This window comes from Acidaminobacterium chupaoyuni (assembly GCF_047936785.1).
In the GTDB taxonomy this organism is placed as follows: domain Bacteria; phylum Bacillota; class Clostridia; order Oscillospirales; family Butyricicoccaceae; genus Acidaminobacterium; species Acidaminobacterium chupaoyuni.
The window spans coordinates 1,452,149-1,476,206 of the sequence record NZ_CP176394.1; the positions used below are offsets into that span (position 1 = coordinate 1,452,149).

The window sequence follows — 24,058 nt, forward strand, 5'->3', positions numbered from 1 at the left end:
GCAACGAAATGGAAGTCACAAGAGATACTCTGATCGGCGAAGTGCTTGATTATGATGTGGAAGCAGCAAGATTTTTCTTTGAAATCGGAATGCATTGCCTCGGCTGCCCGTCTTCCCGCGGCGAAAGCATCGCGGAAGCCTGCATGGTGCATGGCACAAATGCCGATGAGCTGGTTCAGAAACTGAACGAATATTTCCAGTCTAAGTAAAAAAGCAATCGACAACAGATCGGATAGCAATATTCGATCTGTTGTTTTGTATGACAGAGAGCGCCTTCAAAAATAAGAGCCTTATGACAGGGCATTTTCATGGGAAACGGGTTTTCCGCGATACATCGGCAGTTTGAAAGAAAAATTTGCGGCGAGGGATTCACCAAACATCCCAAATGAGAACCGGCATTTGAAATTCCCCGGGAAATAGCCTGCAAGCGTCACAAAAGCTTGCCGCAAAAAGCGGGGCGGAGGAAAACATGAAAACATCAAGACGAATCCATAAAATTGCAGAAATGTGCCATGGGGCGCGGCGGGTGATCGATGTGGGATGCGATCATGCGCAGCTTTGCGCCTATCTCGTGGCCGAATGCGGCGTTGAGAAAGCGTTTGCTTCAGATTTGCGGGAAGGGCCGCTGGAAAACGCCAAACGCACCGTTTCGGCGCTGGGTCTGTCTGATAAAATAGAAACGATTCTTTGCAACGGTTTGGAAGCCTTTGGGCCCGATCAGGCCGATACCATCGTGATCGCGGGCATGGGCGGGGATGAGATCGCCGCCATTTTAGAAAGGGCCGTCTGGCCGCTGGAAGGGAAACACACCTTGATCTTGCAGCCGATGACGGCGGCTGAACGATTGAGAAAGTGGCTGGAAGATCACTGCTGCGGCATTTTGGAAGAGCAGTTTATTGAAGATGGCGGAAAATTTTATGCGGTTTTACGCGTAAAGGGCAAAAACGCCGGCAGCGATGCCCAAAAATATGCCTATCTTTTCAGCGAAAAGGCGCTGTCTGATCCGCTGTTTCCGCAATATCTTCATAAGCTGAAACTGAAATATCACAAAATTGCCGAGGGGCAAAAAAAGGCGGGGCTCGCAGAAACACCCGAGCAAAACGCCTTGAAAATTTTGAGCAGTTTAGTAGAAACGGAGGGATCATCATGTCGTTAGATGCGATCACCATTCATGCGCTTTGCGATGAGCTGGGGCGGGAACTGAGCGAAGGGCGCATTGATAAAATTTATATGCCGCGCAAGGACGAAGTTATTTTTTCCTGCCGAGTGGGGAAAATTTCTCATCGTCTGGTGATTTCCTGCAACGGCTCGGGCGGGCGTGTTTATCTGACGGATGAAAAGACCGAGAACCCCGATGCGCCCCCGATGTTTTGCATGCTGTTGAGGAAACATCTGACCGCCGCGCGGTTTTTAGAGATCTCACAGCCGCAGATGGAGCGCATGTTGTGGTTCCGCTTTTCGGCCTATGATGATTTCGGCGAGCTTTCCGAAAAAATATTGGTGGCCGAACTGACGGGCCGCCGCACCAATTTGATTTTGCTGGCGGCGGATGGAACGATTTTGGGCTGTATGAAAAAAGTGGATGCGGAAATGTCGCCCACACGGCCTGTTTTGCCGGGGCTGCGCTATCAGATGCCGCCGCGGCCCGAACAGCTTTCGCTGATGGCGCTGGAACCGGCGGGCGCCGAAAAAATAGCGGCAGAAGCTTTCAAAGCGGAAGCGCCCGAAAAAGAATTGGCGGCTATCGACCTTTTATCGCCCATTGTGGCGAAAGAGCTGGTTTTTTCATGCGGCGGGGCTGTTGAATCGCTTGCTTCTGGCCTTATGAGCCTGAAAAAGCGGGTGGAAAACAAAGAATTTGAGCCCACCATGATCGAAAACGACGCGGGGTATCTGGATTTTACTTTTATGAAGATGAAGCATTTCAGCGATTCGGCCCAATGCCGTTCCATGGCTTCGTTTTCTGAATTGATCTGCGAATATTACGCTAATAAAACCGCGGCGGAACGGAAGAAAAACGCGGCTTCCGAACTGCTGAAGCTGATGTCAAACGCTGAAAACCGCCTGATCAAAAAACTGGCCAATCAAGAAAACGATTTGCTGAAAGCGCAGAAACGCGAAGCGCTTAAAAAGAATGCCGATCTGATCACCGCCAATCTTCACAGGATCGAGCCCAACAGCGATCATGCCGTGGTGGTGGATTATTTCGATGAACAGCTGCCTGAGATCACCATTAAACTGGATGCGGATCTCTCGCCCCAGCAGAACGCCCAGCGCCTGTTTCAGGAATATACAAAAATGAAAAACGCCGAAGAACAGCTTACGCGGCAGATCGGGCAGGGAAAAGAAGAACTGGAATATGTGCAAAGCGTGCTTTTGAGTTTGCAGGCGGCGAAGGATGAAAAGGAAGTCAGCGCCATCCGTGAAGAGTTATCCGAAAGCGGATACCTGCGCAGCAAAGAAAAGGGCAAACGAAAAAAGCCGGCGGCGCTGCATCCGCTTGAATTCACCTCCCCCGGCGGTTATAAAATTTTATGCGGAAGAAATAACCGCGAAAATGATGAATTGACTTTGAAAACAGCGGGAAAACAGGATCTATGGTTCCATTCTCATCTGGCCCCCGGTTCTCATGTGATCTTGTTCACCCAAGGCGGAACCCCCGCAGAAGCCGATCTGGAATATGCCGCGTCCCTGGCGGCGGGGCATTCACGGTTGAGCGGGCAATCATTGGCGGCCATCGATTACGCGGCGGCGAAGTTTGTGAAAAAGCCATCCGGCGCGAAACCGGGCATGGTGATCTATACGAACTATAAAACTTTGTTTGTCAAACCGGCTCAGCAGCCACAAAAATAAACGATTCGGAACAGCGGGAATTTTGGTTCCCGCTGTTTTTATTTGCAAAATAGAAAAATTCATAAATTGGCTTATTTTTTCAGTTTCATTTCAGTCTTCGCTGTTACAATCGACTCATTCCAAGAAAGGAACGATTGAAATGAAGAAAAACAAAATCAGAATGTTGGTAGATATCATCATGGTGATCGTATTATTCAGCCTGTATGATAAAAACGCCATCAGTATGCGATACCATGAAGTTGCGGGGCTTGTGCTGTTCGGCCTGTTTATATGCCACCTGGCGCTGCAATGGAAGTGGATCAAAAGAGTGACCTCAAAAATATTCAGCCGTGAATTGCCGGCCAAGACAAAAGTCTGTTTCTGGGTGGATATCCTGCTGCTGATTTCTTTGACATTTGTTACGGTCAGCGGGGTCTTGATTTCCAAAACGATTTTGACCAATATCTCGGCAAGCGGCATCTTCTGGAAGATGGGCCACTATTTTGCGGCAGCGCTTTCGGTCATCCTTTGTGGGGTGCATCTGGGCCTGCATTGGGGCTTCATCAAAGGAATGGCATGTTATGCGCTTCGGAAATATCACGGGAAGGCTCCGCAGGCCATTGCAGCCTGTCTGGCTGCGCTGATCATGGTGTTCGGCGCGTTCCAGTTTGCTGCTTCTGATTTTTCACGCTGGCTGGCGGCGCCGTTCATCGGCGGCACGGCAGGGGAAGCGATGCAAAGAGAAACCGCGCAAAACCAGCAGAATGGGCAGCAGGGAAACAGTTCAAACGATGCGATCTCCAGCGCGACAAATCAAGCGGGCAGCGGAAGCAAAATACAGCAGCAGAGCTTCCAGATCCCCCAGGGCAACACCCAGAACGGCCAGTCGGGCAACTCGCAGGGCAACACCCAGAACGGCCAGTCGGGCAACTCGCAGGGCAACACCCAGAACGGCCAGTCGGGCAACTCGCAGGGCAACACCCAGAACGGTCGGCAAGGCGGCCCGCAAGGCGAATTCAAAGGCGAGCGCCCCGATAGATTCGGCGGATTCGATGGAGACGGCCCCCGCGGAGCGGCAGGCGGAGAACATGGTTCGGGCGGCCTGCTGAGAGTGATTTCCACCATCTGCAAATATTTTTCCATCTCGGTTTTATTTGCCGGTCTTACTGTCTTGATTGAAAATGGGCTGAAAAAGCGCAAGATCAACCAAATGGCAAAAGAATCGGCAGCCGAGGCAGAAGTGATCGATGTTACGGAATTCACGGAAACCAAGGAAGATCAACGCTGATTTCTTCACTCACATTCTTCATAATATAAGAAAAGCAGCCGCCGGGGAAGGGAGCCCCGACGGCTGTTTTTCCTTTTCTGAAAACCACAGAAGAAACTTGCGCCTGCATGCACACCCAGAGGCCCCCTTCCATATATTGAAAATGTAAACGCCGTTAAGGGCTTCGAAAAAACTTTGAACCTCGAAAGCGGCGCAGGCATACAATGTAATGAAGTAAGCGGAAGCCGAAAAACATAAGCAAAGTTCTTTCTGGCGCAATCGGTTTTATCACTGCTTCATAACAGACTACATGAGAAATCATTTGGGAGGTAACTAATTTTATGTGTTGCAACAATGACAAACGCGGCTTCTTCGGCGGCTATGAAGCATTCTGGATGATCGTCGTTTTCGCAATTGTGCTGATCTGGGTGATGTACTATAACGACTGTGGCTGCGGCAATGGCAATGGTAACGGAAACTGCGGCTGCGACAATAACTGCTGCTGCTAACGGGTGACTAAAAAAAGCGCGAAGGGAAAATACCCTTCGCGCTTTTTTATCCGTTGGCGGCAAAAAGCTGCCTGCATCCGCCGCCAAAATCGCGGTAAAGCAAAAAAGCAGCGCAGAAACCAAGGCTTTCGGCAATTTCGATTTTTTGTGAAACCGTGGAAATATCATCAAAAAGAATAAAATGCGCGCTGTTGTCTTCTGTGCGGCAGGTGAAATATTTGGCGCAAAGCTCATGTGAGAAGAAACAATGCGGGGAATGCGTATCCAGCAGCTCACGGAATTCCGCCGCGGAAAGGGCGCGGCCATCGGGATCATAGGAGGGCATGGTATATTGCGAGCAGACCCGAACCAGATCCAGCGCCAGGCGCGAAGGGTCGAACCGCTGGCAATAACCGCGCAGCATTTCTTCATAAGATCCGCCGCTGATGGCCGAAGAGATCAGGACCTTTGCCTGCGGCGCGGCGGCGGCCAGAGCAAGGGGCACATAATGGGGAACACGCCGCGCAAAAAGCGCGGAGGATAATTCGGAAACAATGGGAAAACAGCGGGGGTCTTCAAAATCTAAAAGCACCCCGGCATAAGTGCGCCGCCCGCATTCCGCCGCTATTTCCCCGGCCAGCTTTGCGGGGTCGATGACAGAAAGATCGGGCGCATGATAATCGGAAAGCCCCATCAGCCCGCCGCGGGCATAAGCGGGCAGTTCCGAACGCATCAGGCCGCCGTTTTCATGGATGGTGTAGACCAAATAAACACAGTTGTTTCGGTAAGATGACACATTGTGCAGATCGTTTGCGGCGGCGACCACATAAACGGGCATTTTTTTTGACATTAAGGACTCCTCCCCTTTGATAATAGAAGGAAATATGGTAACATTAATAAAGAATCAGATACGCAGAGAAATTTTAAAGGAGAAAAGCTGGCAGATACTTCTTTTTTATCCTATGCACCAGGCTGAAAAAGAAGAACAAGGCTATTATAAAATACATGATTCAATTCGGACCGGCAGGAAATACAGCGTCTTTTGAAGAAAGAGGCATCGAACCCGCCCAGATCGCGCCATGGCTGAAAAAGCAAGGCCTGACCGTCTGGGAATATCAATGCGGCAAGGGAACGGATATCGGCCGCGAGACTGCACAGGATATCGGGCGCAGCGCAAAGCTTTTCGGCGTTTCGCTTTCTGTTCATTCACATTATTATATTAATCTATCCAGCGCCGAAAAACGGCGGATGCAAAGAAACGAAGATTATCTGAACGAAAACTGCAGGCTTGCCCAGTGGCTTGGGGCCGACCGCATCACTGTGCATTGCGGCGGGCTCAGCGGTCAAACCAGAAAGCAGGCTTTTTTGAACACCCGCGCGAACTTGAAGCATCTGATCCCCATCGCAGAAAGCTATGCGGTGGCGTTATGTGTTGAAACGATGGGGCGGATCAATATGCTGGGCGATCTGGAAGAAGTTCTCGCCTTGTGCCGCCATAACGAAAGCCTGATCCCCTGCATCGATTTCGGCCATTTGAACGCCCGCGGCATGGGCAGCTTGAAATCACGCGAAGATTTCTGCGAGATCCTGACAAAAATGAAAAACGCCCTGGGCCGCGAGCGCATCAAACATTTTCATGCCCATTTCAGCAAGATCCAATATGATAAATCGGGGGAAGTGCGCCACCTCACTTTTCGGGATAAGCAGTATGGCCCGAGCTTCGAAGAATGCGCATATGCTTTTGCCGAAAAAGGCGTTCAGCCGCGGGTGATCTGTGAATCGGCGGGGATGCAGGTGGAAGATGCGCTTCAAATGAAAAAAATATATGAATCGATCGCCGGGGCGGAATAGAAAAACCGTTATCGGCAACAATGAACAGGGCGAAAAAAGCCCGCAAAGTAAGGCAATCAGGCTGTTTTGAAAATAAACAGAACCATTTTCGCCGAAATGATATGAAACTCTTGCAAATTGCGGCATAATACGATAGAATATATCTGCTAAAATATGATTATATTGGAGGAGCACGAATGATTTCAGCAGGCGATTTTAGAAACGGCGCTACATTTGAACTGGACGGGCAGGTTCTGCAGATCGTGGAATTCCAGCATGTAAAGCCCGGCAAAGGTGCCGCATTTGTTCGCACAAAGTGCAGAAATGTTATCACAGGCGGTGTGGTCGAACGCACCTTTAGCCCTACAGATAAATTTGAGCAGGCTTTTGTTGACCGCAGAGATATGCAATATCTTTATAACGACGGCGATCTTTATTATTTCATGGATACCGAAACTTTCGATCAGATGCCTGTCAACGCAGACAAACTGGGCGACAGCTTCAAATTTGTGAAAGAAAACACCGTTGTGAAGATCCTTTCTTACAAGGGCAATGTGTTCGGCATCGAACCCCCGCTGTTTGTGGATCTGGTCATCACAGAAACCGACCCCGGCTTCAAGGGTGATACCGCCACCAACACCACCAAACCCGCAACGCTGGAAACTGGCGCGGTCGTCAAAGTGCCTCTGTTCATCGATCAGGGCGAAAAGATCCGCATCGACACCAGAACAGGCGAATATCTGGAAAGATCCAAAGAATAAATGTTTCTAAACCGACCGGCGGCTGGTTAGAAATATCAAAAAATGAGATACACTGCCGGAGAAATGGATGAACTGATTATGACTTTAACAGAAAAAACTGCTTACCTGAAAGGCTTGATGGAAGGCCTGAGCCTGAAAAAAGATTCCGATGAGGGAAAGCTTTTTAACGCGATCATCAACACACTTGATGATATGGCAATGACCGTTTCCGATATGGACAGCGAACTGGATGTCATCAACGAAGAACTCGATGCCATCGGCGAAGAACTCACCGATCTGGAAGAAGATCTTTATGATGAAGAAGATGAAGACGAAGATTTCGAAGATGAAGATGAGGATGATTCCTATTACAGCGTGATCTGCCCCACCTGCCATGAAGAAATCTATCTGGATGAATCCATGCTGGATAAGGGAGGCATCAAATGCCCCGCTTGCGGCGAAGAGCTGGAATTCGATTTCGATGAAGATGATTGCGACTGCGGTTGTGAAGATGGCTGCGACTGCGGCTGCGAAGACTGCGGCACAAAAGAATAAGAGAAGCATGCCGGCCGGTTTGGCCTTGCTTTTGCGAATCGATCAAACTGCGGAAAGTTTTTACTTTCCGCAGTTTTTTTATAAACTGCCTCGCTTTTATTGCTTTATAAGATTGCTGTTGGAAAAGAGTGACTTTTTTTGGCGCTTATGATATAATTTTAGTATTCTGAAAAGAAACAAGCAGCGATAGATTGCATAATTTTGGAGGAAGTATGTCGACATATTCTTATACAATCGTAACTGACACAACGACAGATCTTACAGAACAGTGGATGAATGAAAACGGCGTGGGTTATTTGCCGCATGGCCTTGTGATCGATGGCAAAGAGATCAAAGATGATTTTGGGAAAACGATTCCGCCTGCCGAATTTTATCAGCGCATCCGAGAGGGCATGATGCCGACCACCACACAAGTGGATATTCCCACTTTTACGCGCGTATATGAAGGAGAATTGCAAAAAGGCAAAGATGTTGTTTATATCGGCTTTTCTTCTCAGCTCAGCGGCACTTTCAACACCAGTAATATGGTCGCCAAAGAATTGATGGAAAAATACCCCGGCCGAAAGATCATTTCTTATGATACCAAAGCGGCTACCATGGGGCAGGGTGCTCTGGTGATGGAAGCGGTAAAAATGCAGCAGCAGGGCCTTTCTCTGGAAGAAATGGTGGAAAAAATGGATCACTACCGCGAAACCATGTGCCATTTCTTCACGGTGGATGATTTGAACCACCTTTATCGCGGCGGGCGCGTTTCAAAAACCAGCGCGTTCTTAGGCACCCTGGTGGGCATCAAACCGGTGATGTATATGAGCGAGGAAGGCAGATTGCTGCCTTTGGCAAAAGTGCGCGGCCGCGGCGCTTCCATGCAGGATCTGGCCCGTCTTTGCAAAGAATATATCGTAGACCCTCAGGAACAAACGGTTTATTGCGTGCATGGCGGCTGCCCGGAAGACGCCGGGGAATTATGCCGCATGATCGAAGAAGCTGTCCATCCGAAACATATCGACATTCGCGGGCTGACCCCGATTATCGGCAGTCATACCGGCCCGGGCGTTTTGGCCATTATGTTTTTCGGCAGTAAACGAATTTAAAGGAAGGGTTGAAAATGACCACTTTATATTTGATTCGGCATGGAACCACCGACAGCAACCTCCAAGGGAAGTTTCAGGGCTGTATCGATATCCCGCTGAACAGACGCGGCCTTTCACAGGCTGAATATTTGGGCAAACGCTTTGCTGCGGTTCCCATCGAAGTCGTTTATGCTTCCCAGCTGATCCGCGCGCGCAAAACAGCCGAAGCTGTGGCTGCGCCTCATGGGCTGCCGGTTTTGATCGATCCTCAGCTGGCTGAAATCAATTTGGGCGAAATGGAAGGGAAGACCTCTGCCGAAAACGCGAAGATTTTCCCCGATGCCATTCGAACTCTGGCAGAAGATCCGGCGGCTTTTGCGGCGCCCGGCGGTGAATCTTCACGGCAGGTATATGACAGGATCCGAAAAGCCATCGCCCGAATCGTAGAAGAAAATGCCGGAAAAACCATCGCGGTGGTTTCTCACGGTTTTTCCATTCAAACCTATTTGCATTATGCCAGCGGAAAAGCGTTTGAAAAACTGGAAAAACTGATCGTGGGGAATACGGCGGTATGCTGTTTCCAATTTGAAGACCCCGAGAAACCCAAAATCGTGTTTTTGAATGACCAAAGCCATTTGCCGCAGGAACTGCGATTCGATCTGGCGGCAGAGCCGGGGCCCGGCGCCGCGGCGGGCATCGATTCCTGCAGATAAAAAAAGTCGGCCCCGAAAATTCGCGGCCGGCTCTTTTCATCTGAAAAAGACGGATATTTTTGTTAAAAATATACAATAGCTTAAGGTGTTTAGATGCTTTATAATACCAATAGAAGATAAGGCGTTTTCACAAAGAACCCATGCGTGTCATGGCAAAAAGGAGAGAAGATATGGAAAAATCGAAAAAACTATCGGTTGATATGACACAAGGAAGCCCCGCGAAGATCATTTTTCTGTTCGCGCTTCCGCTTTTGGCGGGGAACCTTTTGCAGCAGCTTTATAATATGGTCGACAGTGTGGTGGTGGGCAATTTTGTGGGCGATGCCGCGCTGGCCGCCGTCGGCACCGGGTTCCCGGTGTTCTTTTTGATGATCTCACTCTTCATGGGCATCGGCCTGGGCGCGACGGTAATGATTTCACAATATTTCGGCGCCAAAGATATGGAACGGGTGCAGAAGACCATTGCCACGATCTATACGGCCACCATCTACGCCGCCCTTCCGCTGACCGTGATCGGCATTCTGGTGGCGGGGCCGATCCTTCGCCTGATGGGAGTTCCACAGGATGTATTCCCTTTGGCGAAACAATATGTCATGGTGATTTTTGCGGGCATCGTGGCGACTTTGGGCTATAACATCAATTCGGGCATTATGCGCGGGCTGGGCGACAGCAAAACACCGCTGCTTTTTTTGACCATTGCCTGCATTCTGAATATTGTTTTAGACCTGCTTTTTGTGATCGTGTTCCATTGGGGCGTCATCGGTGTGGCGCTGGCAACGATCATCGGCCAGTTCTGTTCCTGGATCTTCGGGCTGGGATATATCAATAAAAAATATCCCGAACTCAGGGTCGATATCAGAAAAAGAGAGTTCGATAAAGAGCTGTTTGTTCAGGCGCTGAAACTGGGCATCCCATCGGGGCTGCAGCAGGCGCTGTTTTCCATTGGTGTGATGGTTTTGCAAAAACTCATCAACGGTTATGAAACTTCTTTTATCGCGGGCTTTCAGGGGGCAAACAAGCTGGATACTTTTGGGTTTATGCCTGTGCAAAGCTTTGCCGCGGCGGTGACCACTTATGTCGGCCAGAATATCGGCGCGGGCAAAATGAATCGCGTGAAAAAAGGATTATGGACAGCCATCGCCATGTCTTGCGCGGTGAATATCGTTGTGGCTATTTTGTTTGTGCCGCTGGGGCCGATCTGCATGAGGATGTTCAGCCAGGATCCCGCGGTCATTGCGGCGGGCTGCGCTTATCTTGATCGCATCATGCCCTATTATGTGCTGTTTTCGTTTATGTTCATTTTGAACAGCGTGATCCGCGGCGCGGGCGAAAGCATTGTGCCGATGCTCATTACTTTGGTTTCGTTGTGGCTCGTGCGTGTGCCCGCCGCCTATTATCTCGCGGCGCATTATGGGCGCGATAATATTTTTTATTGCTATCTCATCGGGTGGATCGCGGGGCTGCTGCTGACAGGCGCTTATTATCTGAGCGGGCGCTGGAAGAACAAGGCGCTGGTCAAAACGCCGCCGTCAGAGCCGGAATCCCTTTAAAGCAAAAGATAAAACAGGGCCTTTCATTTCAGCGCGAAATGGGGGCCTGTTTTTTATGGAACAGCCGATTTTTGACGAAAAATCCATGCTGTGTTACAATATACTACAGCTTGACACATATTCAAAAGAGAAGGAGAAGCAAACATGATTCGAGAAATGACGGTGAAAGATTATCCCATTTATCATAAAATGGCTCGGCGGTTTTATAACAGCCCTGCGGTTTTGCATCAACTTCCCGATGAAATTTATGAAAAAAGCTTTCACGAAATGGTTTCGGGAAGTCCGTTTATCAAGGGATATCTCATCGAAGAAGGCGAAGAAACGGCGGGCTATATGATTTTGTCCTTCACCTTTTCGGCCGAAGTGGGCGGAATGGTGGTTTTGGTGGAAGAGCTTTATCTGGAAGATGCCTTCCGCGGCAACGGGCTGGGGAGCAAAGCGCTGGATTTTGTGCGCAAAGCATATCCCGATGCGGCGCGTTTCCGTTTGGAAGTGACCGAAGAGAATCAGGGCGCAATTCGCCTTTATGAAAGAATGGGCTATCAGCCGCTGGAATATCGCCAGATGGTGATTGATTTTACAGAGGAAGAAAAATGATCAGAACAAATCAGGAAAAACTGCCGATCTTATCGGTGCAGGGCATGGTTGCCCACCCCGCCTATAACGGCAGGGGATATTATGACCCGGATGGCCAAATGGATTTTATGCCCGGCACAGGCGGCATTGCCTATAACGCCAAAATCGGCGATAATGCCGTTGATTGGGCCGCCGATCATTTGGAACCCGGCGTTACCACCAAAAACCCTGTGGAAGCCTTCAATAACGCCTATACCACTTATTCCTGCATTGGAAATATCGCCGAAGTCATCAGCGGCGAAGCCAAGGGCGCAAAAGGTTTTGTAACGGGGAAGCATGGCGGCGTGGAGCATTTGATGATCTATTTTGACGAGGCCGCTTTGGAAAAGCTGAATATCGATGACCGTATCCGCGTGAAGGCCTGCGGGCAGGGAATGCGTCTGCTGGATTGGCCGCAGGTCATTCTGCGCAGCATGTCGCCGCAGCTGCTTGAAAAAATGAACCTTCAGGAAACGGGCGATAAGCTGAGAGTGGGCGTTGCAAAAATTTTGCCGGCCGCGCTGATGGGCGCAGGGCTGGGCAGCGGCAATTCTGCCAGCGGCGATTATGACATCACTCTGTTCGATGAGAAAGCAGTGAAAGAATATGCCTTGGATCAGCTGCGTTTTGGCGATCTGGTGGCGATCTTAGACAGCGACACACGCTATGCGCGAACTTATCGAAGCGGCGCGGTGACCATCGGCGTGGTGGTTCACAGCGATTCGCGTTCTTCGGGCCACGGGCCGGGCGTCACAACGCTGATGTCTTGTAAAACAGCAGATCTTGTGCCGTTCATCGATGAAAAAGCAAACCTTGCAGATCTGTTCCTATAAAAAATAAAAAGCGAGGGCGAATCCGTTTTAATGCGGATCCGCCCTTATTTTTATCGTTTTGTGAAATCCATTTGTGCAGAAACGCGGTTTACCCAAACCATCACATGGTTTCTTCGGGATGCGTCTGACGGTATTTTGCCCCCAGAATATCCGGCATTTCGCTGTAATCCAAGTGGAAAATGGCGCAATAAATATAGCAGAGGGGGATGTCTTCCTCATAAAAGCGGCGGTAGATGGCATCCATAAACGAGATATAATCGCCGTTTTTCAGCTGAACTCCCAACGCATCGGTATGTTCATTGGTAACGGAATCAAGCACCCATCTGCCGCTGTAGGCTTTAAGGGCCGTTTCGCAAAGGTAGCAATTGATGTTTTCCATCAGGTCTGCCACAACGCCATCGTTAAAATATTGCAGCAGTTCTTCGTGGGAAGTCTGGGGATTTTTGAGAAGAGGCTGAAGCTCGGCGTGGCGGTTTTTGATGGTATAAGTGAGAATAAACTGATAAGCCGCTTCATCCCATTCATGAGACATATTGGCATCGCGATAAAATAAACGGCCAAGGCCGCTGTCATCTAAATCAAGCGCGCATAACGCCGTGAGGATAATATCCAGATAAAGCAGGCTTTCGGGTGTATAATCCAGCGTGAAGCCAAAAGTCTTTTTGCAAACGGAAACAAAGCGATAGGCGTTGATATACTTTAAAAGCTGTAAACATTGTTCTTCGGTCAGGCCAATCTCGCTGATAGGCTTTTGCGAAAAATAATCATCAATGCGCCCGTCATCGATCACAGGTTTCAAGGCGCGAAAAAGCTGTTCAAAATCTTCCTGATGCAAAGTGGTCACTCCTTTCATGCTTATTTATTGTATAAGGTTATGGGGGAAAAGTCTATAAAAAATTCCCGCAGCGCCGGAAAAGGGCAGACCAAAATGGAAGATCTTCATAAAAACAGTTTTCTGCGGCCGTAAAGTTCACGAAAAAAGACTTCCGGATCTGCAAAAAACATGGAAACACAAAAAAAGACCGCCCACCAAATTCCTTGATGAGCGGCCTAAGCTGTTGGTAAAATCAAATAAATTACATTCCTTTCTTAATTTATATTGAAAAGAAGAACGGATAAAGTTTTTTCTATTGACCCCGCCCAGTTATATCGGCCATTGCCCATATATCACGAAACTGTAAGATCAATAAAATGATTCTTGCTCAAGTGGATGCTCCGTTTTTCCTTCCGCTGCTTAGTTTGATTTTTTCAATAATAATCAAATAACTCTTATCATTGAATGAAGCTTATGATCCGACTGAATCGTTACACTAAATTCCCCAAGAGTCTTTTTCCTTTAAGCAGGATGCATGATTGAAAATCAAACACGGAATCGATTCGTTTTAAGTTCCGATTCCGCATCGCAGCGGGAAAGAAACGGTTGCTTCATTTCTACTTCCATGGGAATCAGCTCCTTCGTTGTTATTTCTTTTCTCTTTCGTTCTTCTTGACTATAGTATAGCGCACAGAAAGAAAATGTCAATGATTTAGCGCGCTAAAACAATAAATTATCCGTTTTGCATAAATCGTTTTGTGCAGAATGCAGCAGTTTTCGACCGATTAAGAAATATAATCGGCCGAAGCATATCCCAGAATGCCATTGTAATCGATGCTATACCAATTTTGCCACTGGCCAAGAACTAAAACCCGGGCATGGTTGGGGATATGGGCCAGAATATTGGCTGAAAGGCTGGGTTTTTGGCGCAAATTCAAAGAACCCCACGAAAGTTCAACGGTTCCCCAGCGAGGCTGTGTGGCGGGAATAAAGGGAATGCCGAAATATTCTGTCAGAGAAACGGCAAGATTGGAAGCAATGAGGGGCAGATTGGTTTGGATCCAGACGGCGTCTTCTAAATTGTCGTGATAAGCGATCTCAACCAAAACGGCGGGCATCCGCGTCATGGTGACTTCGCCCAGAGAAGTGGTGGCCACGGCGCGAACGAGTTCCGGCAGGGGATAGATGGTTTTAAGATTTTTCACAATCAGGTCGGCTGCGCGTTTTCCGTTGCGGCTTTTGGCGCAATAAAAGGCAATGCTGCCGCGGACGGTTCCCGTATTGGCTTCGCCGGCGGCGTTGGAATGAAGCGCAAGATAAAAATTATAATTGCCGGCGTTTGCCTGGCGGATGGAGGAAGCAGCCGTCATATCGGGTGAATTGCGTGTGAATGCAATGGCGTTAGAAATGAGATAAGGCTCCAGTTCATCCGCCAGCAGGTTCATGTATTGTTCTTCGGTTCCGCCGTTTATATAGGGATTGGATTCTTGTGTGGAAGGGCTTAAATAAATTTTCGGCATGGTGAAATACCTCCATAACTTGATAACATACTATATGTGGGCAGTAGAAAGCGCGTGACGAAAAAGGGCATGAAAAAGCCGCCGAAAATCGGCGGCTGAAAGGGCTTTAGCGAACTTCGCGCAGTTGGTTGATGGGGGTATTGAGCTCGGTGATCGAGCGCACATCATAATTTTCGGCGCTGAGATAGGCCAGAATTTTTGGCAGCGCCTGGGCAGCGGAAGAATCATTTCGCATGCAGAGCACAACATTCTGAGAAGTGCTGCGCAATTGGCGCAGGGCGGCGGAGGCGATGGCGGAGGAGCTGTTCAAACGAAGATCCACCGTGGGATCCCACAGGCGGTATCCGGCCGCCAGCAAGCCATCGGTTTTTTCTTTTTCGAGGTGTGAGGAACCGCCGGGAATCATCATCAGCCTTGTTCGCTGTTTCACCAGGCGGCGAAGCTGCGCGTTCATATCCGCGGCCTGCTCGAGAAGCTGGTCAAGGGAATCTTTCGGGTTGGCGGCGCCGTTCAGCTGGTTGCCGATGGTGTGGCCTTCTGCTGCGGCGCGGGCCAGATAGGGCGCGGTTTCGGCGGTGATGCCGGAAGGCACAAAAAAGGTGGCGTGGAAGCCCTGCCGCGCAAGCTGATCTAAAATGGACGCCGTAGAAGCGGAAAGCGGGCCTTCGAACGCCAGATAAACGGCTTTTGAAGCCTGAGCAGGCTCATCTGTGCCGGAAGGCACATCATCGCCGGGATCTGCCGAGGGATTTGTGGAAGGCGTGGTGGGCGAAACGGGTTGCGAAGAAGTGCCGGGATTTGAGGGCTTTTTATCACCGTAAAGCGCCTGATAATCATTATAGATATTGCGCATGGTGGTCAGTTCACGCTCTAACAGCGCGTCATCGGAAAGAGAAGAATCATCCGTCACAATGCGCAAAACAGGGCCGAGACCCGAAGAGGTGATATAGGAATAGTTATAGGAGAAGCACTCACAAACGATATAGGCGGGCACATAGACCGTGCTGTTATAACGAATGGCATTGATGGAATAAACCGAGCCCAATTCATCATAAGTCAGCTGGTTGGTAATATCAAAGGTCAAGATATGGTTGCTGTTATAAATGATCACCTGGTCATAACGGCTGTTATAGATCGTTTTCAAATTGCCTACATTTCGAAACATCGAATAGGGAACATAGATATTCCCATTGATTCGAACCGGAATGGTCGTGGGCGAGAGATTGCGGCTGAAATTATTATTGACCGCGATAAAGGTCAGCGCGCGGGCTGAAACAGAAGGAACGATCATCAGTGATATCATCAAAAGCGCCGTCACCAGCGCCAAACATTTTTTCTTCATATGGAAGGCTCCTTCCTTTCGTTTTTGTTTTATTATATCTGTTTTTCGGGCAATTAGCAAGGAAACCATTCAAAAGCCTGCCGCGCAAACGCCCGCTGCGCGGCTGCCGGCAAAGAAAAAAGTCAACTTGTGGAATTTGCGCATATGATAAACAGGAGAGGAGGGTTTTTATGGGGTGCATGATTGTATTTAAATCAGTAACCTACGCACAAAGAGCCAATTTTCTTTTATCAAAACAGGGAATTCCAACGGTAATGGTGCGCGCACAAGCCATTTTGGGCAGCGGTTCCTGCAGCTATGGCATCAAATGCAAAGCCAAACAACTGGAACAAGTGGTGCAGCTGTTAAAGAAGAATAAAATTCCCTTTGGAAAAATATATGTAATGAATCAAGTGGGAGTTTGGCAGGAGGCAGAATTATCGTTTTAGGAGGAGTTTGATCGATGATCTATCTGGATAACGCGGCCACAACACTTTTCAAACCGTCAGCAGTGAAAAATGCGGTGATCGCCGCGATGGACAGCTGCGGGAACCCCGGGCGAAGCGGGCACAAGCCCGCCATGAAAGCGGCGGCGGTGGTATATGCCTGCCGCGAAACCATCGCGGAATTTTTCGGCATCGCGGAACCTGAGCGGGTGGTGTTCACCCAGAACGCCACACACGCTTTGAACCTAGCCATCAAAAGCCAGCTGAAAGAGGGGGATCATGTTGTTATTTCAGGGTATGAGCATAACAGTGTGGTGCGCCCCTTAGAAGGCTTGGCTGAAAAGGGAATCAACTATACAGCGGCTTATTCTGCCTTATTCGATCAGAATGAAATGTTCGAAAAGCTGGCCGCCGCCATCACCGAAAGCACATCCTGCATGGTCGTCAACCATGTATCCAATGTTTTCGGCAGCATTGCGCCGCTGAAAAAGATCGATGAGTTATGCGCAGAAAAAGGCCTTGCGCTGATTTTGGATCTGTCACAGTCGGCAGGGGTCATCCCCATCGATCTTTCGGAATTTCAAAGCGTGACCTATGCCTGTATGCCGGGTCATAAATCGCTTTATGGGCCGCAGGGCACAGGCATTTTGATCTGCTGCGGCGAAGGGCCTTACCGCAGCCTGATGGAAGGCGGAACCGGCAGCAACTCGTTAGAGCGCCGCCAGCCCGAATTCCTGCCCGATGTTTTTGAAAGCGGAACAATGAATGTGGCGGGCATCGCCGGTTTGAACGAAGGCGTTCGCTTTTTGAAAAAAAGAACGGTTGAAACCGTGGGGCGCTGGGAAGCCCATCTGGTATCGGAATTTACGGAAAAACTGCGCGATCTGGAAGGCCTTGTCTGTTATGCGCCGCCCGTTCCCGAAAGCGGCGTCGTTTCGCTGAAATTCAATAAAATACCATCGGAACGGGCCGCGGAACTGCTGGCCGAAATGGGGGTCTGCGTGAGGGCAGGGCTTCATTGCGCGCCTTTGGCCCATCACAGCGCGGGCACTCTGCCGGATGGAACCGTGCGTTTCAGCTTTTGCGCGTTTAATACCGATTTGGAAGTGCAGCGCGCCGCACAGTGTGTAAAAAAATTGTTAACTCAAGGTTGAAACCAAAAAAACGCTCTTTTTTGCGGTTGAAATGCAGAGAACATATTGTTATTATATAAGTATAACTTTATGTGGCTCTGTGGAAATGCAGTGAAGAATCGTAAGATACAGGAATGGTGCATACATGGATTTTTTTAATAAGTGCTGGCAATATTTAAGGCTTGTCACCGTGATGGATGCCATCGATATGCTGATCGTGGCATTCATTATCTATAAAGTAATAAAAGTCATTCGCAACACCAACGCCGAACGGCCGCTGAAAGGGGTCATTCTGCTTCTGGTGGCCACACAGCTTTCGGCTGTGCTGCAGCTGCATGTGATCAATTATCTGTTGGATTATATCATGAGAATGGGGCTGGTGGCCCTTGTTATTTTATTCCAGCCCGAATTGCGAAAACTTTTAGATCAATTCGGAAGAAGCAAGCTCAGACTGTTCAAGAAAAACCCGGCGCGCGATTTAAAAGCCACACAGCTGGCGATCATGCGCACCGTGGAAGCTGTTGGCAGCATGGCATGGTCAAAAACAGGGGCGCTGATCGTTTTCGAACGGTCGGATAATCTGGAGCATATCACAAAAACCGGTTCGGTGGTGGATGCGGAAGTAAACGCCGAGCTGCTGAAAAATATTTTCTTCAACAAGGCGCCTCTGCATGACGGCGCTGTGGTGATCACCGATGCGCGCATCAAAGCGGCGGGCTGTTTGCTGCCGCTTTCAGCCAATTTGAATATCAGCAAAGAACTTGGAACACGCCACCGCGCGGCGGTTGGAATGAGCGAAAATTCCGATGCGCTTTGCGTTGTGGTATCAGAAGAAACAGGGTCGATCTCTTTGGCCATGGGCGGCATTTTAAAGCGCCACCTGGCGGTTGAAACTTTGGAACGACTTCTGATCACGGAACTGATGCCTGCTGCGGAACCCCAGCAGCCTCAAAGCATCTGGGAACGGCTGAGGGGGAAAAAGCAATGATGGAATGGATGAAAAAGCATGATATGCTCGCGAAGGTCTTTTCGATTTTAGCTGCGATCCTGCTGTGGATGTATGTAGTGGATGAGCAAAACCCCGATATCACCCAAACTTACAGCAACATCGGCGTTCAGATCGTCGGTTTGGAAAAACTGGAAGATTCCGGGCTGACCATTATCGAGGGCGCAAGCTCGGTGGTTTCCGTTCAGGTCAAGGGCAAGCGCAACAACATGGTGCAGATGAGCAAAGATAAAATCGAAGTGACGGTCAATGTTTCCACCATTCCTTCACCGGGCGAATATAACCTTTCTTATCTGGCGTCGGCAGATGTGGCGGGGATCACCATTTCCAGCAAAAACCCCACGCAGATCCGTTTGGTGGTGGATAAAATTGCCAGCAAAAGCGTTCCCGTGAAGCTGGATCTGAAGGGGCAGATGCCCGAGGGCTATCTGATGGATGATTATGTGGTAGAGCCGGATGCCGTAACGGTGAAAGGCCCGCAGAGCGTTTTGGATCAGATCGCCTACGCCCATGCTTCCTATGATATCTCGGCGGTGAAACAAAGCACGACCACAACGCTTTCCTATACCCTGATCGACAGTGAAGGAAAAGAAGTGGATATGAAATTCCTCACCATGGAAGACCCGGCCATCAGTGTGACCATCCCGGTTCACCAGGCGGGCAAGATCCCGCTGCTGATCGATCTTGAACAGCTGAAGGGGATTCCCGAAAGCGCCGTTTCTTATACCATCGAACCCGCAAATATCGAAGTAAAGGGTCTGCCCGAAGATATTTCCACGCTGAATAGCATCAAACTCGGCACAGTAAGCGTTGAAGATCTGATTCGGTCGGGCAAAACAGAGGTCACACTGCCCATTATTCTGCCCAACGGCATCACCACCGATGAAAAAACCACCACCGCAAAAGTGAAGTTTACTTTCAGCGGCATCGGTGATAAAACGATCATCGTCGGCGCGCAGCAGTTTGCGGCGGAAGCAGGCTTCCATTTCGAAACCTCTTCCCTCAATATCAAGGTGATCGGTGATGAAAAGGTTTTGGCAAAGCTGAAACCCGAAGATTTTCAGATCAGCTTTGATGCTTCTAAAATCACCGATTCGGGAACGCATACGGTGGATGCCATCATCAAATATTCGGGCGAAGACGCGTTCTTCATGCCGGATAGCTATAAAGTGACGGTCGTTAAAGAATCTTAGTGGGAAAGCCGCCCGAAAAGCGGCGGTTTTCACAAGTTAATAGGAGAAAACATGAGCATTGTCATTTCGGGAATTCGCATTCCCTATCGTGATGATGATTCTCAGGCAATCGCCGCCGCGCTGAAGAGATGTTCTCTTGGGGGCGGCGATTGTACTGTTAAGATCATCAAAAAATCGCTGGATCTTCGCCACGGCAAGCTGGCCAAAGTGTTTTCCGTTCTGATCGACAGCGAGCGGGAAGCAGGCATTCTGGCCGGGAACAAAGATCCGCAGATCCGCCGCAAAAGCCCGCCGCTGGAAACCAAAATAACAGGCAGTGTTCCGCTGGAACATCGGCCCGTGGTGGTGGGGCTTGGCCCGGCGGGGCTTTTTGCCGCGCTGATGCTGGCCGAAAAGGGCTATCGCCCCGCGGTGATCGAACTGGGCGCCCCCATGGAAGAGCGCGATCGCGACACCGAGCGTTTTGTCAGGACAGGCCATCTGAACACGAAAAGCAACATCCAGTTCGGCGAAGGCGGCGCGGGCGCCTATTCCGACGGCAAGCTCACCACAAGGATCAATGATCCGCGCTGTGAACTTGTGCTTGAGAAATTTATGGAATTCGGCGCACCTTCCGAAATCGCCATGGCGGCCAAGCCCCATGTGGGAACCGACCTGCTGAAAAATATCGTGGTTTCCATGCGCCGACGCATTGAAGAACTGGGCGGAACCGTCGCTTTTTATACACAGCTGGAAAATTTCAGATCGGCGGATGGGCGTTTGCTGGCGGTGAAGACCGATCATGGCGAGATCCCTTGTGAAACAGCGGTTCTGGCCGTGGGCCACAGCGCCAGAACTTTGTTTGAAACCTTGAAAAAAGAGCGGTTCACTTTGGTGAGAAAGCCGTTTTCGGTGGGGGTTCGCGCCGAACATTTACAGCAGGAGATCGATTGGGGCGTTTATGGGAAGTATGCTCAGCGGCTGCCGCTGCCCCCGGCGGAATATGCGCTTTCACGCCGAGAGGGTGAGCGCGCCTGCTATTCTTTCTGCATGTGCCCCGGCGGCGAAGTGGTGGCCGCCGCCAGTGAAGAAGGGGAAGTGGTGACCAACGGCATGAGCTACCATGCCCGCGGCGGGCGCAACGCCAACGCCGCGCTGGCGGTTTCGGTTCTGCCGCAGGATTTTGACGGGGAAGATCCATTGGCGGGGATGTATTTTCAGCGCGAGCTGGAAAAGCGGGCGTTTCAGCTGGGCGGCGGGGCTTATGCGGCCCCTGTTCAGCGGCTTGGAGATTTTATGGAACATCGCGTGGGCAGCGCTTTTGGAACCGTTGCGCCCACCTATCCCAGAGGAACGAACTGCATCGATCTTCATGAATTGCTTCCGCCTTCTGTCAGCGGGATGCTGGAGCGTTCTTTGCCTTATTTCGGAAAACAGATTCCGGGCTATGACACGCCGGATTGCGTTTTCACAGCCATCGAAACGCGCACTTCATCGCCTGTTCGCCTGATGCGCGGGGAAGATCTGATGTCGGTGGATGTATTCGGGCTGATCCCCTGCGGGGAAGGCGCCGGATATGCAGGAGGAATTATGAGCGCCGCCGTGGATGGCATTCGGGCGGCAGAAACCATTATGGCGCGCTGGATGCCGCCGGAGGAAAAATAAATGGAACAGATCGGAAAAGTAACGGAAAAAATCAATGATAAAAAAGTGAAGATCGCCATCGCCAGAAAAGGCGCCTGCTCGGCCGATTGTGAAAAATGCGGCGGATGCGCGCATCCCGAACAGATCATGGAAGTGGAAGCCGGCAACGAGATCGGCGCGAAAGTGGGAGATCAGGTGGTTTTGCGTTCGGCAAGCCAAAAGATCCTTTCCATCGCCGCTCTGGTCTATCTGATGCCGCTGCTGCTGATGATCGGCGCTTATTTTCTGCCGGGTCCGGCCGGAGAAGGGTTTCATATTTTATTTTCATTTGTGGGCCTGGGCATAGGCATCGCCATCTGCATGGCCTATTCGCGCAAAGTGAAAAAAAGCGCGCAGAGACTTTTTGAAATCGAACGCATTGTCGGGGAAAGATAATTGCCAAAAGCAGGGCTTTATGGTATACTGTTAAAGTTATAAAGGAGATGCGTTATGTTAAAAAGTATGACAGGCTATGGCCGAAAAAAGGCTGAAAACGCCTTGCGCGAGATCACGGTAGAAATCAAATCGGTCAATCATCGTTATCTTGATTTGAACATGAAGGTGCCGCGCATCTATTCTTTCTTGGAAGATTCTATCAAAACGGCGGTTTCTGCCGAAGTTTCCCGCGGAAAAGTGGATGTTTATGTTTCGGTATATACCAAAGAAGGGAAAGATATTACCGTTACCGTGAATATGCCTCTCATCGAAGGATATCTTCGTTCTCTCGAGCAGATCCGTGATCGCTTTCAGCTGAAAGATGATATCAGCGTGATGGGGGTGGCAAAGCTGCCTGATGCGCTGGAGCTCGATAAAGAAGAACCCGATACACAGGCGCTGACCGAAGAAGTTCTTCAGGTCGTGACCGATACTTTGTCAGAATATAACACGATGCGTACCGTCGAGGGCCAGCGTTTATGCGAAGATATTTTGGCCCGCGGCGCATTGATCGCCGAATTCGTTGACCGCATCGAAGCAAGATCGCCCGCAGCGGTGGAAGAATATAAGCAGAAGATCGCTCAGCGCATGCAGGAGATTTTGGGCGCCGGCGATATTACAGACCAGAGAATTTTGCAGGAAGCGGCGCTGTTTGCCGATAAAGTTTCCGTAACAGAAGAACTGGTGCGCCTGAGAAGCCATTTGAAACAGCTCGACACCATGCTGCATTCCAAAACGGCCATGGGGAGAAAGCTTGATTTCCTTGTGCAGGAACTTAATCGCGAAACCAACACCATCGGTTCGAAAGCAAACGATTATGAAATTGCTCAGATCGTGATCGACTGCAAAGCTGAAATCGAAAAAATCAGAGAGCAAATTCAAAACTTGGAATAGGAGAGGCCATGAAGCTGATTAATATTGGGTTTGGCAATATGGTTTCCGCCAACCGGCTTGTGGCGATCGTAAGCCCTGAGTCTGCACCCATCAAAAGAATCATCCAAAACGCAAAAGAGAAAAATGTGCTGATCGACGCAACTTACGGAAGACGCACCCGCGCCGTTCTGATTACAGATTCCGAACATGTGATCCTTTCACCGATTCAGCCGGAAACCGTTGCAAACCGTTTGGGGAATCTGGATTATGATGAAGATGGGGATGAAGAGGAAGATGAATAGAGGAAATTTATTTATTGTAACAGGCCCTTCCGGCGCAGGAAAAGGCACGGTTTTAGGCAAACTGCTGCCTGCCATGAGCGATCTGCATTATTCCATTTCGGCCACCACGCGCGCGCCGCGCCCCGGTGAGATCGATTGCGTCAATTATTATTTCATCAATAAAACACAGTTTTTAAAAATGGCCGAGCAGGATAAATTCCTGGAATATGCCGAATATGTGGGCAATTATTATGGAACCCCTTCGGGCCCCGTGGATGAGATGCTGGAAAAAGGCATCGATGTGATTCTTGAAATCGAAGTGCAGGGCGCGCTGATCGTAAAGAACAAGCGCCCCGAAGCAAAGCTCGTTTTTATTATCCCGCCTTCTTTTTCAGATTTGGAATGCCGCTTGAGAACACGCGGCAGTGAGCAGGAAGATGTCATCATGCAGCGCCTTGAAAAAGCGCGCAGTGAATATAAAATGGCAGAAAAATATGATTATATCGTGGTCAATGATGAACCCGATCGCGCGGTGGATCAGCTGAGATGCATTATCATGGCTTCCCGCTGCACCGTTGAACGCAGAAAATATCTTTTGAGGTGAATGAATTATGATGTTATATCCTTCGATGAACCAATTGTTGAAAGAGATCCCCAACCGCTATCTGCTGGTGAATATTGCGGCCAAGCGCGCCCGCGATATCGGCGATATGATTGAAGAAACGGGCGAAAAGCTGGATGAAAAGCCGGTAAAACTGGCACTTTATGATATTATGGAACATCGCATCAAGGCCGTGGAACCCAAAGAAGAAGAAGAAAAGTAAGCAGCAAGCGGGCAGCGGAAGCATTTTCTGCTGCCCTTTCGTTATCTTTAATATCCT

27 protein-coding genes are annotated in these 24,058 nt (G+C 49.7%); 23 read left to right on the top strand and 4 right to left on the bottom strand.

The genetic code is table 11. The annotated features are described in order from the left end of the window. Window positions 1–8: 8 nt before the first annotated feature. The 5 genes from ACJA3I_RS06890 to ACJA3I_RS06910 all read left to right on the top strand — a co-directional run bounded on the left by ACJA3I_RS06890 (window position 9) and on the right by ACJA3I_RS06910 (window position 4,608). Window positions 9–209 (top strand): DUF1858 domain-containing protein, encoded by a 201-nt coding sequence (locus tag ACJA3I_RS06890; protein ID WP_458861872.1) that lies wholly within the window; start codon window positions 9–11, stop codon window positions 207–209. A gap of 260 nt (window positions 210–469) precedes the next feature. Continuing rightward, on the top strand, window positions 470–1,156 hold the full coding sequence (locus tag ACJA3I_RS06895) for a tRNA (adenine(22)-N(1))-methyltransferase (RefSeq protein ID WP_458861873.1): 687 nt from the start codon (window positions 470–472) through the stop codon (window positions 1,154–1,156). Beyond that, on the top strand, window positions 1,147–2,853 hold the full coding sequence (locus ACJA3I_RS06900; RefSeq protein WP_458861874.1) for an Rqc2 family fibronectin-binding protein: 1,707 nt from the start codon (window positions 1,147–1,149) through the stop codon (window positions 2,851–2,853). Before ACJA3I_RS06895 ends, ACJA3I_RS06900 begins: the two co-directional genes overlap by 10 nt. Before the next feature lie 139 nt (window positions 2,854–2,992). Next, window positions 2,993–4,120 carry a DUF4405 domain-containing protein gene (locus tag ACJA3I_RS06905; protein WP_458861875.1) on the top strand — a complete coding sequence of 376 codons (1,128 nt, stop codon included), beginning with the start codon at window positions 2,993–2,995 and terminating at the stop codon, window positions 4,118–4,120. A 320-nt stretch (window positions 4,121–4,440) separates the two neighbouring features. Further along, a complete protein-coding gene (locus ACJA3I_RS06910; protein ID WP_458861876.1) occupies window positions 4,441–4,608 on the top strand; it encodes a hypothetical protein in 168 nt (55 codons plus the stop codon). A gap of 46 nt (window positions 4,609–4,654) precedes the next feature. Here the strand turns inward: ACJA3I_RS06910 and ACJA3I_RS06915 are convergent, their stop codons facing one another. Continuing rightward, entirely contained in the window at window positions 4,655–5,437 is a 783-nt protein-coding gene (locus tag ACJA3I_RS06915) for a hypothetical protein (protein ID WP_458861877.1), read from the bottom strand. A gap of 155 nt (window positions 5,438–5,592) precedes the next feature. On the opposite strand from ACJA3I_RS06915, the gene ACJA3I_RS06920 reads away from it, so the two are divergent. The 8 genes from ACJA3I_RS06920 (at window position 5,593) to ACJA3I_RS06955 (ending at window position 12,493) form a co-directional block, all read left to right on the top strand. Then, window positions 5,593–6,438: a TIM barrel protein gene (locus ACJA3I_RS06920; protein WP_458861878.1), complete on the top strand. Its 846-nt coding sequence runs from the start codon at window positions 5,593–5,595 to the stop codon at window positions 6,436–6,438. Window positions 6,439–6,614: 176 nt separating this feature from the next. After that, window positions 6,615–7,178 (top strand): elongation factor P, encoded by a 564-nt coding sequence (gene efp / locus ACJA3I_RS06925; RefSeq protein WP_458861879.1) that lies wholly within the window; start codon window positions 6,615–6,617, stop codon window positions 7,176–7,178. Window positions 7,179–7,241: 63 nt separating this feature from the next. Next, window positions 7,242–7,712 (top strand): CD1247 N-terminal domain-containing protein, encoded by a 471-nt coding sequence (locus ACJA3I_RS06930; protein WP_458861880.1) that lies wholly within the window; start codon window positions 7,242–7,244, stop codon window positions 7,710–7,712. Between the two features lie 212 nt (window positions 7,713–7,924). Beyond that, window positions 7,925–8,803 (top strand): DegV family protein, encoded by an 879-nt coding sequence (locus ACJA3I_RS06935; protein ID WP_458861881.1) that lies wholly within the window; start codon window positions 7,925–7,927, stop codon window positions 8,801–8,803. Between the two features lie 14 nt (window positions 8,804–8,817). Next, complete coding sequence (locus tag ACJA3I_RS06940) at window positions 8,818–9,495, top strand: histidine phosphatase family protein (protein ID WP_458861882.1); 678 nt, start codon at window positions 8,818–8,820, stop codon at window positions 9,493–9,495. Window positions 9,496–9,665: 170 nt separating this feature from the next. Continuing rightward, a complete protein-coding gene (locus ACJA3I_RS06945) occupies window positions 9,666–11,045 on the top strand; it encodes an MATE family efflux transporter (RefSeq protein ID WP_458861884.1) in 1,380 nt (459 codons plus the stop codon). A gap of 144 nt (window positions 11,046–11,189) precedes the next feature. Next, window positions 11,190–11,642, top strand: a complete 453-nt coding sequence (locus ACJA3I_RS06950; protein WP_458861885.1) for a GNAT family N-acetyltransferase — start codon at window positions 11,190–11,192, stop codon at window positions 11,640–11,642. After that, entirely contained in the window at window positions 11,639–12,493 is an 855-nt protein-coding gene (locus tag ACJA3I_RS06955; RefSeq protein ID WP_458861886.1) for a DUF4438 domain-containing protein, read from the top strand. The genes ACJA3I_RS06950 and ACJA3I_RS06955 overlap by 4 nt, the downstream gene beginning before the upstream one ends. A 100-nt stretch (window positions 12,494–12,593) precedes the next feature. Here ACJA3I_RS06955 and ACJA3I_RS06960 read toward each other — a convergent pair whose 3' ends face one another. The 3 genes from ACJA3I_RS06960 to ACJA3I_RS06970 form a co-directional block, all read right to left on the bottom strand. Then, the gene (locus tag ACJA3I_RS06960) at window positions 12,594–13,328 is read right to left on the bottom strand and encodes a hypothetical protein (RefSeq protein ID WP_458861887.1); all 735 of its coding nucleotides are present in this window, start codon (window positions 13,326–13,328) and stop codon (window positions 12,594–12,596) included. Between the two features lie 764 nt (window positions 13,329–14,092). Next, entirely contained in the window at window positions 14,093–14,827 is a 735-nt protein-coding gene (locus ACJA3I_RS06965) for an N-acetylmuramoyl-L-alanine amidase (RefSeq protein ID WP_458861888.1), read from the bottom strand. Between the two features lie 106 nt (window positions 14,828–14,933). Next, window positions 14,934–16,169: a polysaccharide deacetylase family protein gene (locus ACJA3I_RS06970; RefSeq protein ID WP_458861889.1), complete on the bottom strand. Its 1,236-nt coding sequence runs from the start codon at window positions 16,167–16,169 to the stop codon at window positions 14,934–14,936. Window positions 16,170–16,339: 170 nt separating this feature from the next. On the opposite strand from ACJA3I_RS06970, the gene ACJA3I_RS06975 reads away from it, so the two are divergent. The 10 genes from ACJA3I_RS06975 (at window position 16,340) to rpoZ (ending at window position 24,001) form a co-directional block, all read left to right on the top strand. Beyond that, window positions 16,340–16,597, top strand: coding sequence for a DUF3343 domain-containing protein (locus tag ACJA3I_RS06975; protein WP_458861890.1), 258 nt, complete (start codon window positions 16,340–16,342; stop codon window positions 16,595–16,597). Between the two features lie 14 nt (window positions 16,598–16,611). Then, window positions 16,612–17,748: an aminotransferase class V-fold PLP-dependent enzyme gene (locus ACJA3I_RS06980; protein ID WP_458861891.1), complete on the top strand. Its 1,137-nt coding sequence runs from the start codon at window positions 16,612–16,614 to the stop codon at window positions 17,746–17,748. A 124-nt stretch (window positions 17,749–17,872) separates the two neighbouring features. Next, complete coding sequence (gene cdaA / locus ACJA3I_RS06985; RefSeq protein ID WP_458861892.1) at window positions 17,873–18,715, top strand: diadenylate cyclase CdaA; 843 nt, start codon at window positions 17,873–17,875, stop codon at window positions 18,713–18,715. Next, window positions 18,712–19,926, top strand: coding sequence for a CdaR family protein (locus tag ACJA3I_RS06990; protein ID WP_458861893.1), 1,215 nt, complete (start codon window positions 18,712–18,714; stop codon window positions 19,924–19,926). The genes cdaA and ACJA3I_RS06990 overlap by 4 nt, the downstream gene beginning before the upstream one ends. Window positions 19,927–19,977: 51 nt before the next feature. Then, window positions 19,978–21,570, top strand: a complete 1,593-nt coding sequence (locus tag ACJA3I_RS06995) for an NAD(P)/FAD-dependent oxidoreductase (protein WP_458861894.1) — start codon at window positions 19,978–19,980, stop codon at window positions 21,568–21,570. Further along, the gene (locus ACJA3I_RS07000; RefSeq protein WP_458861895.1) at window positions 21,571–21,984 is read left to right on the top strand and encodes a SoxR reducing system RseC family protein; all 414 of its coding nucleotides are present in this window, start codon (window positions 21,571–21,573) and stop codon (window positions 21,982–21,984) included. Window positions 21,985–22,038: 54 nt separating this feature from the next. Beyond that, window positions 22,039–22,917 (top strand): YicC/YloC family endoribonuclease, encoded by an 879-nt coding sequence (locus ACJA3I_RS07005; protein ID WP_458861896.1) that lies wholly within the window; start codon window positions 22,039–22,041, stop codon window positions 22,915–22,917. A gap of 8 nt (window positions 22,918–22,925) precedes the next feature. Next, entirely contained in the window at window positions 22,926–23,198 is a 273-nt protein-coding gene (gene remA / locus ACJA3I_RS07010) for an extracellular matrix/biofilm regulator RemA (RefSeq protein ID WP_458861897.1), read from the top strand. Next, complete coding sequence (gene gmk, locus ACJA3I_RS07015; protein WP_458861898.1) at window positions 23,191–23,781, top strand: guanylate kinase; 591 nt, start codon at window positions 23,191–23,193, stop codon at window positions 23,779–23,781. Before remA ends, gmk begins: the two co-directional genes overlap by 8 nt. A 7-nt stretch (window positions 23,782–23,788) precedes the next feature. After that, window positions 23,789–24,001, top strand: a complete 213-nt coding sequence (gene rpoZ / locus ACJA3I_RS07020) for a DNA-directed RNA polymerase subunit omega (RefSeq protein WP_458861899.1) — start codon at window positions 23,789–23,791, stop codon at window positions 23,999–24,001. The last annotated feature ends 57 nt before the right edge of the window (window positions 24,002–24,058 follow it).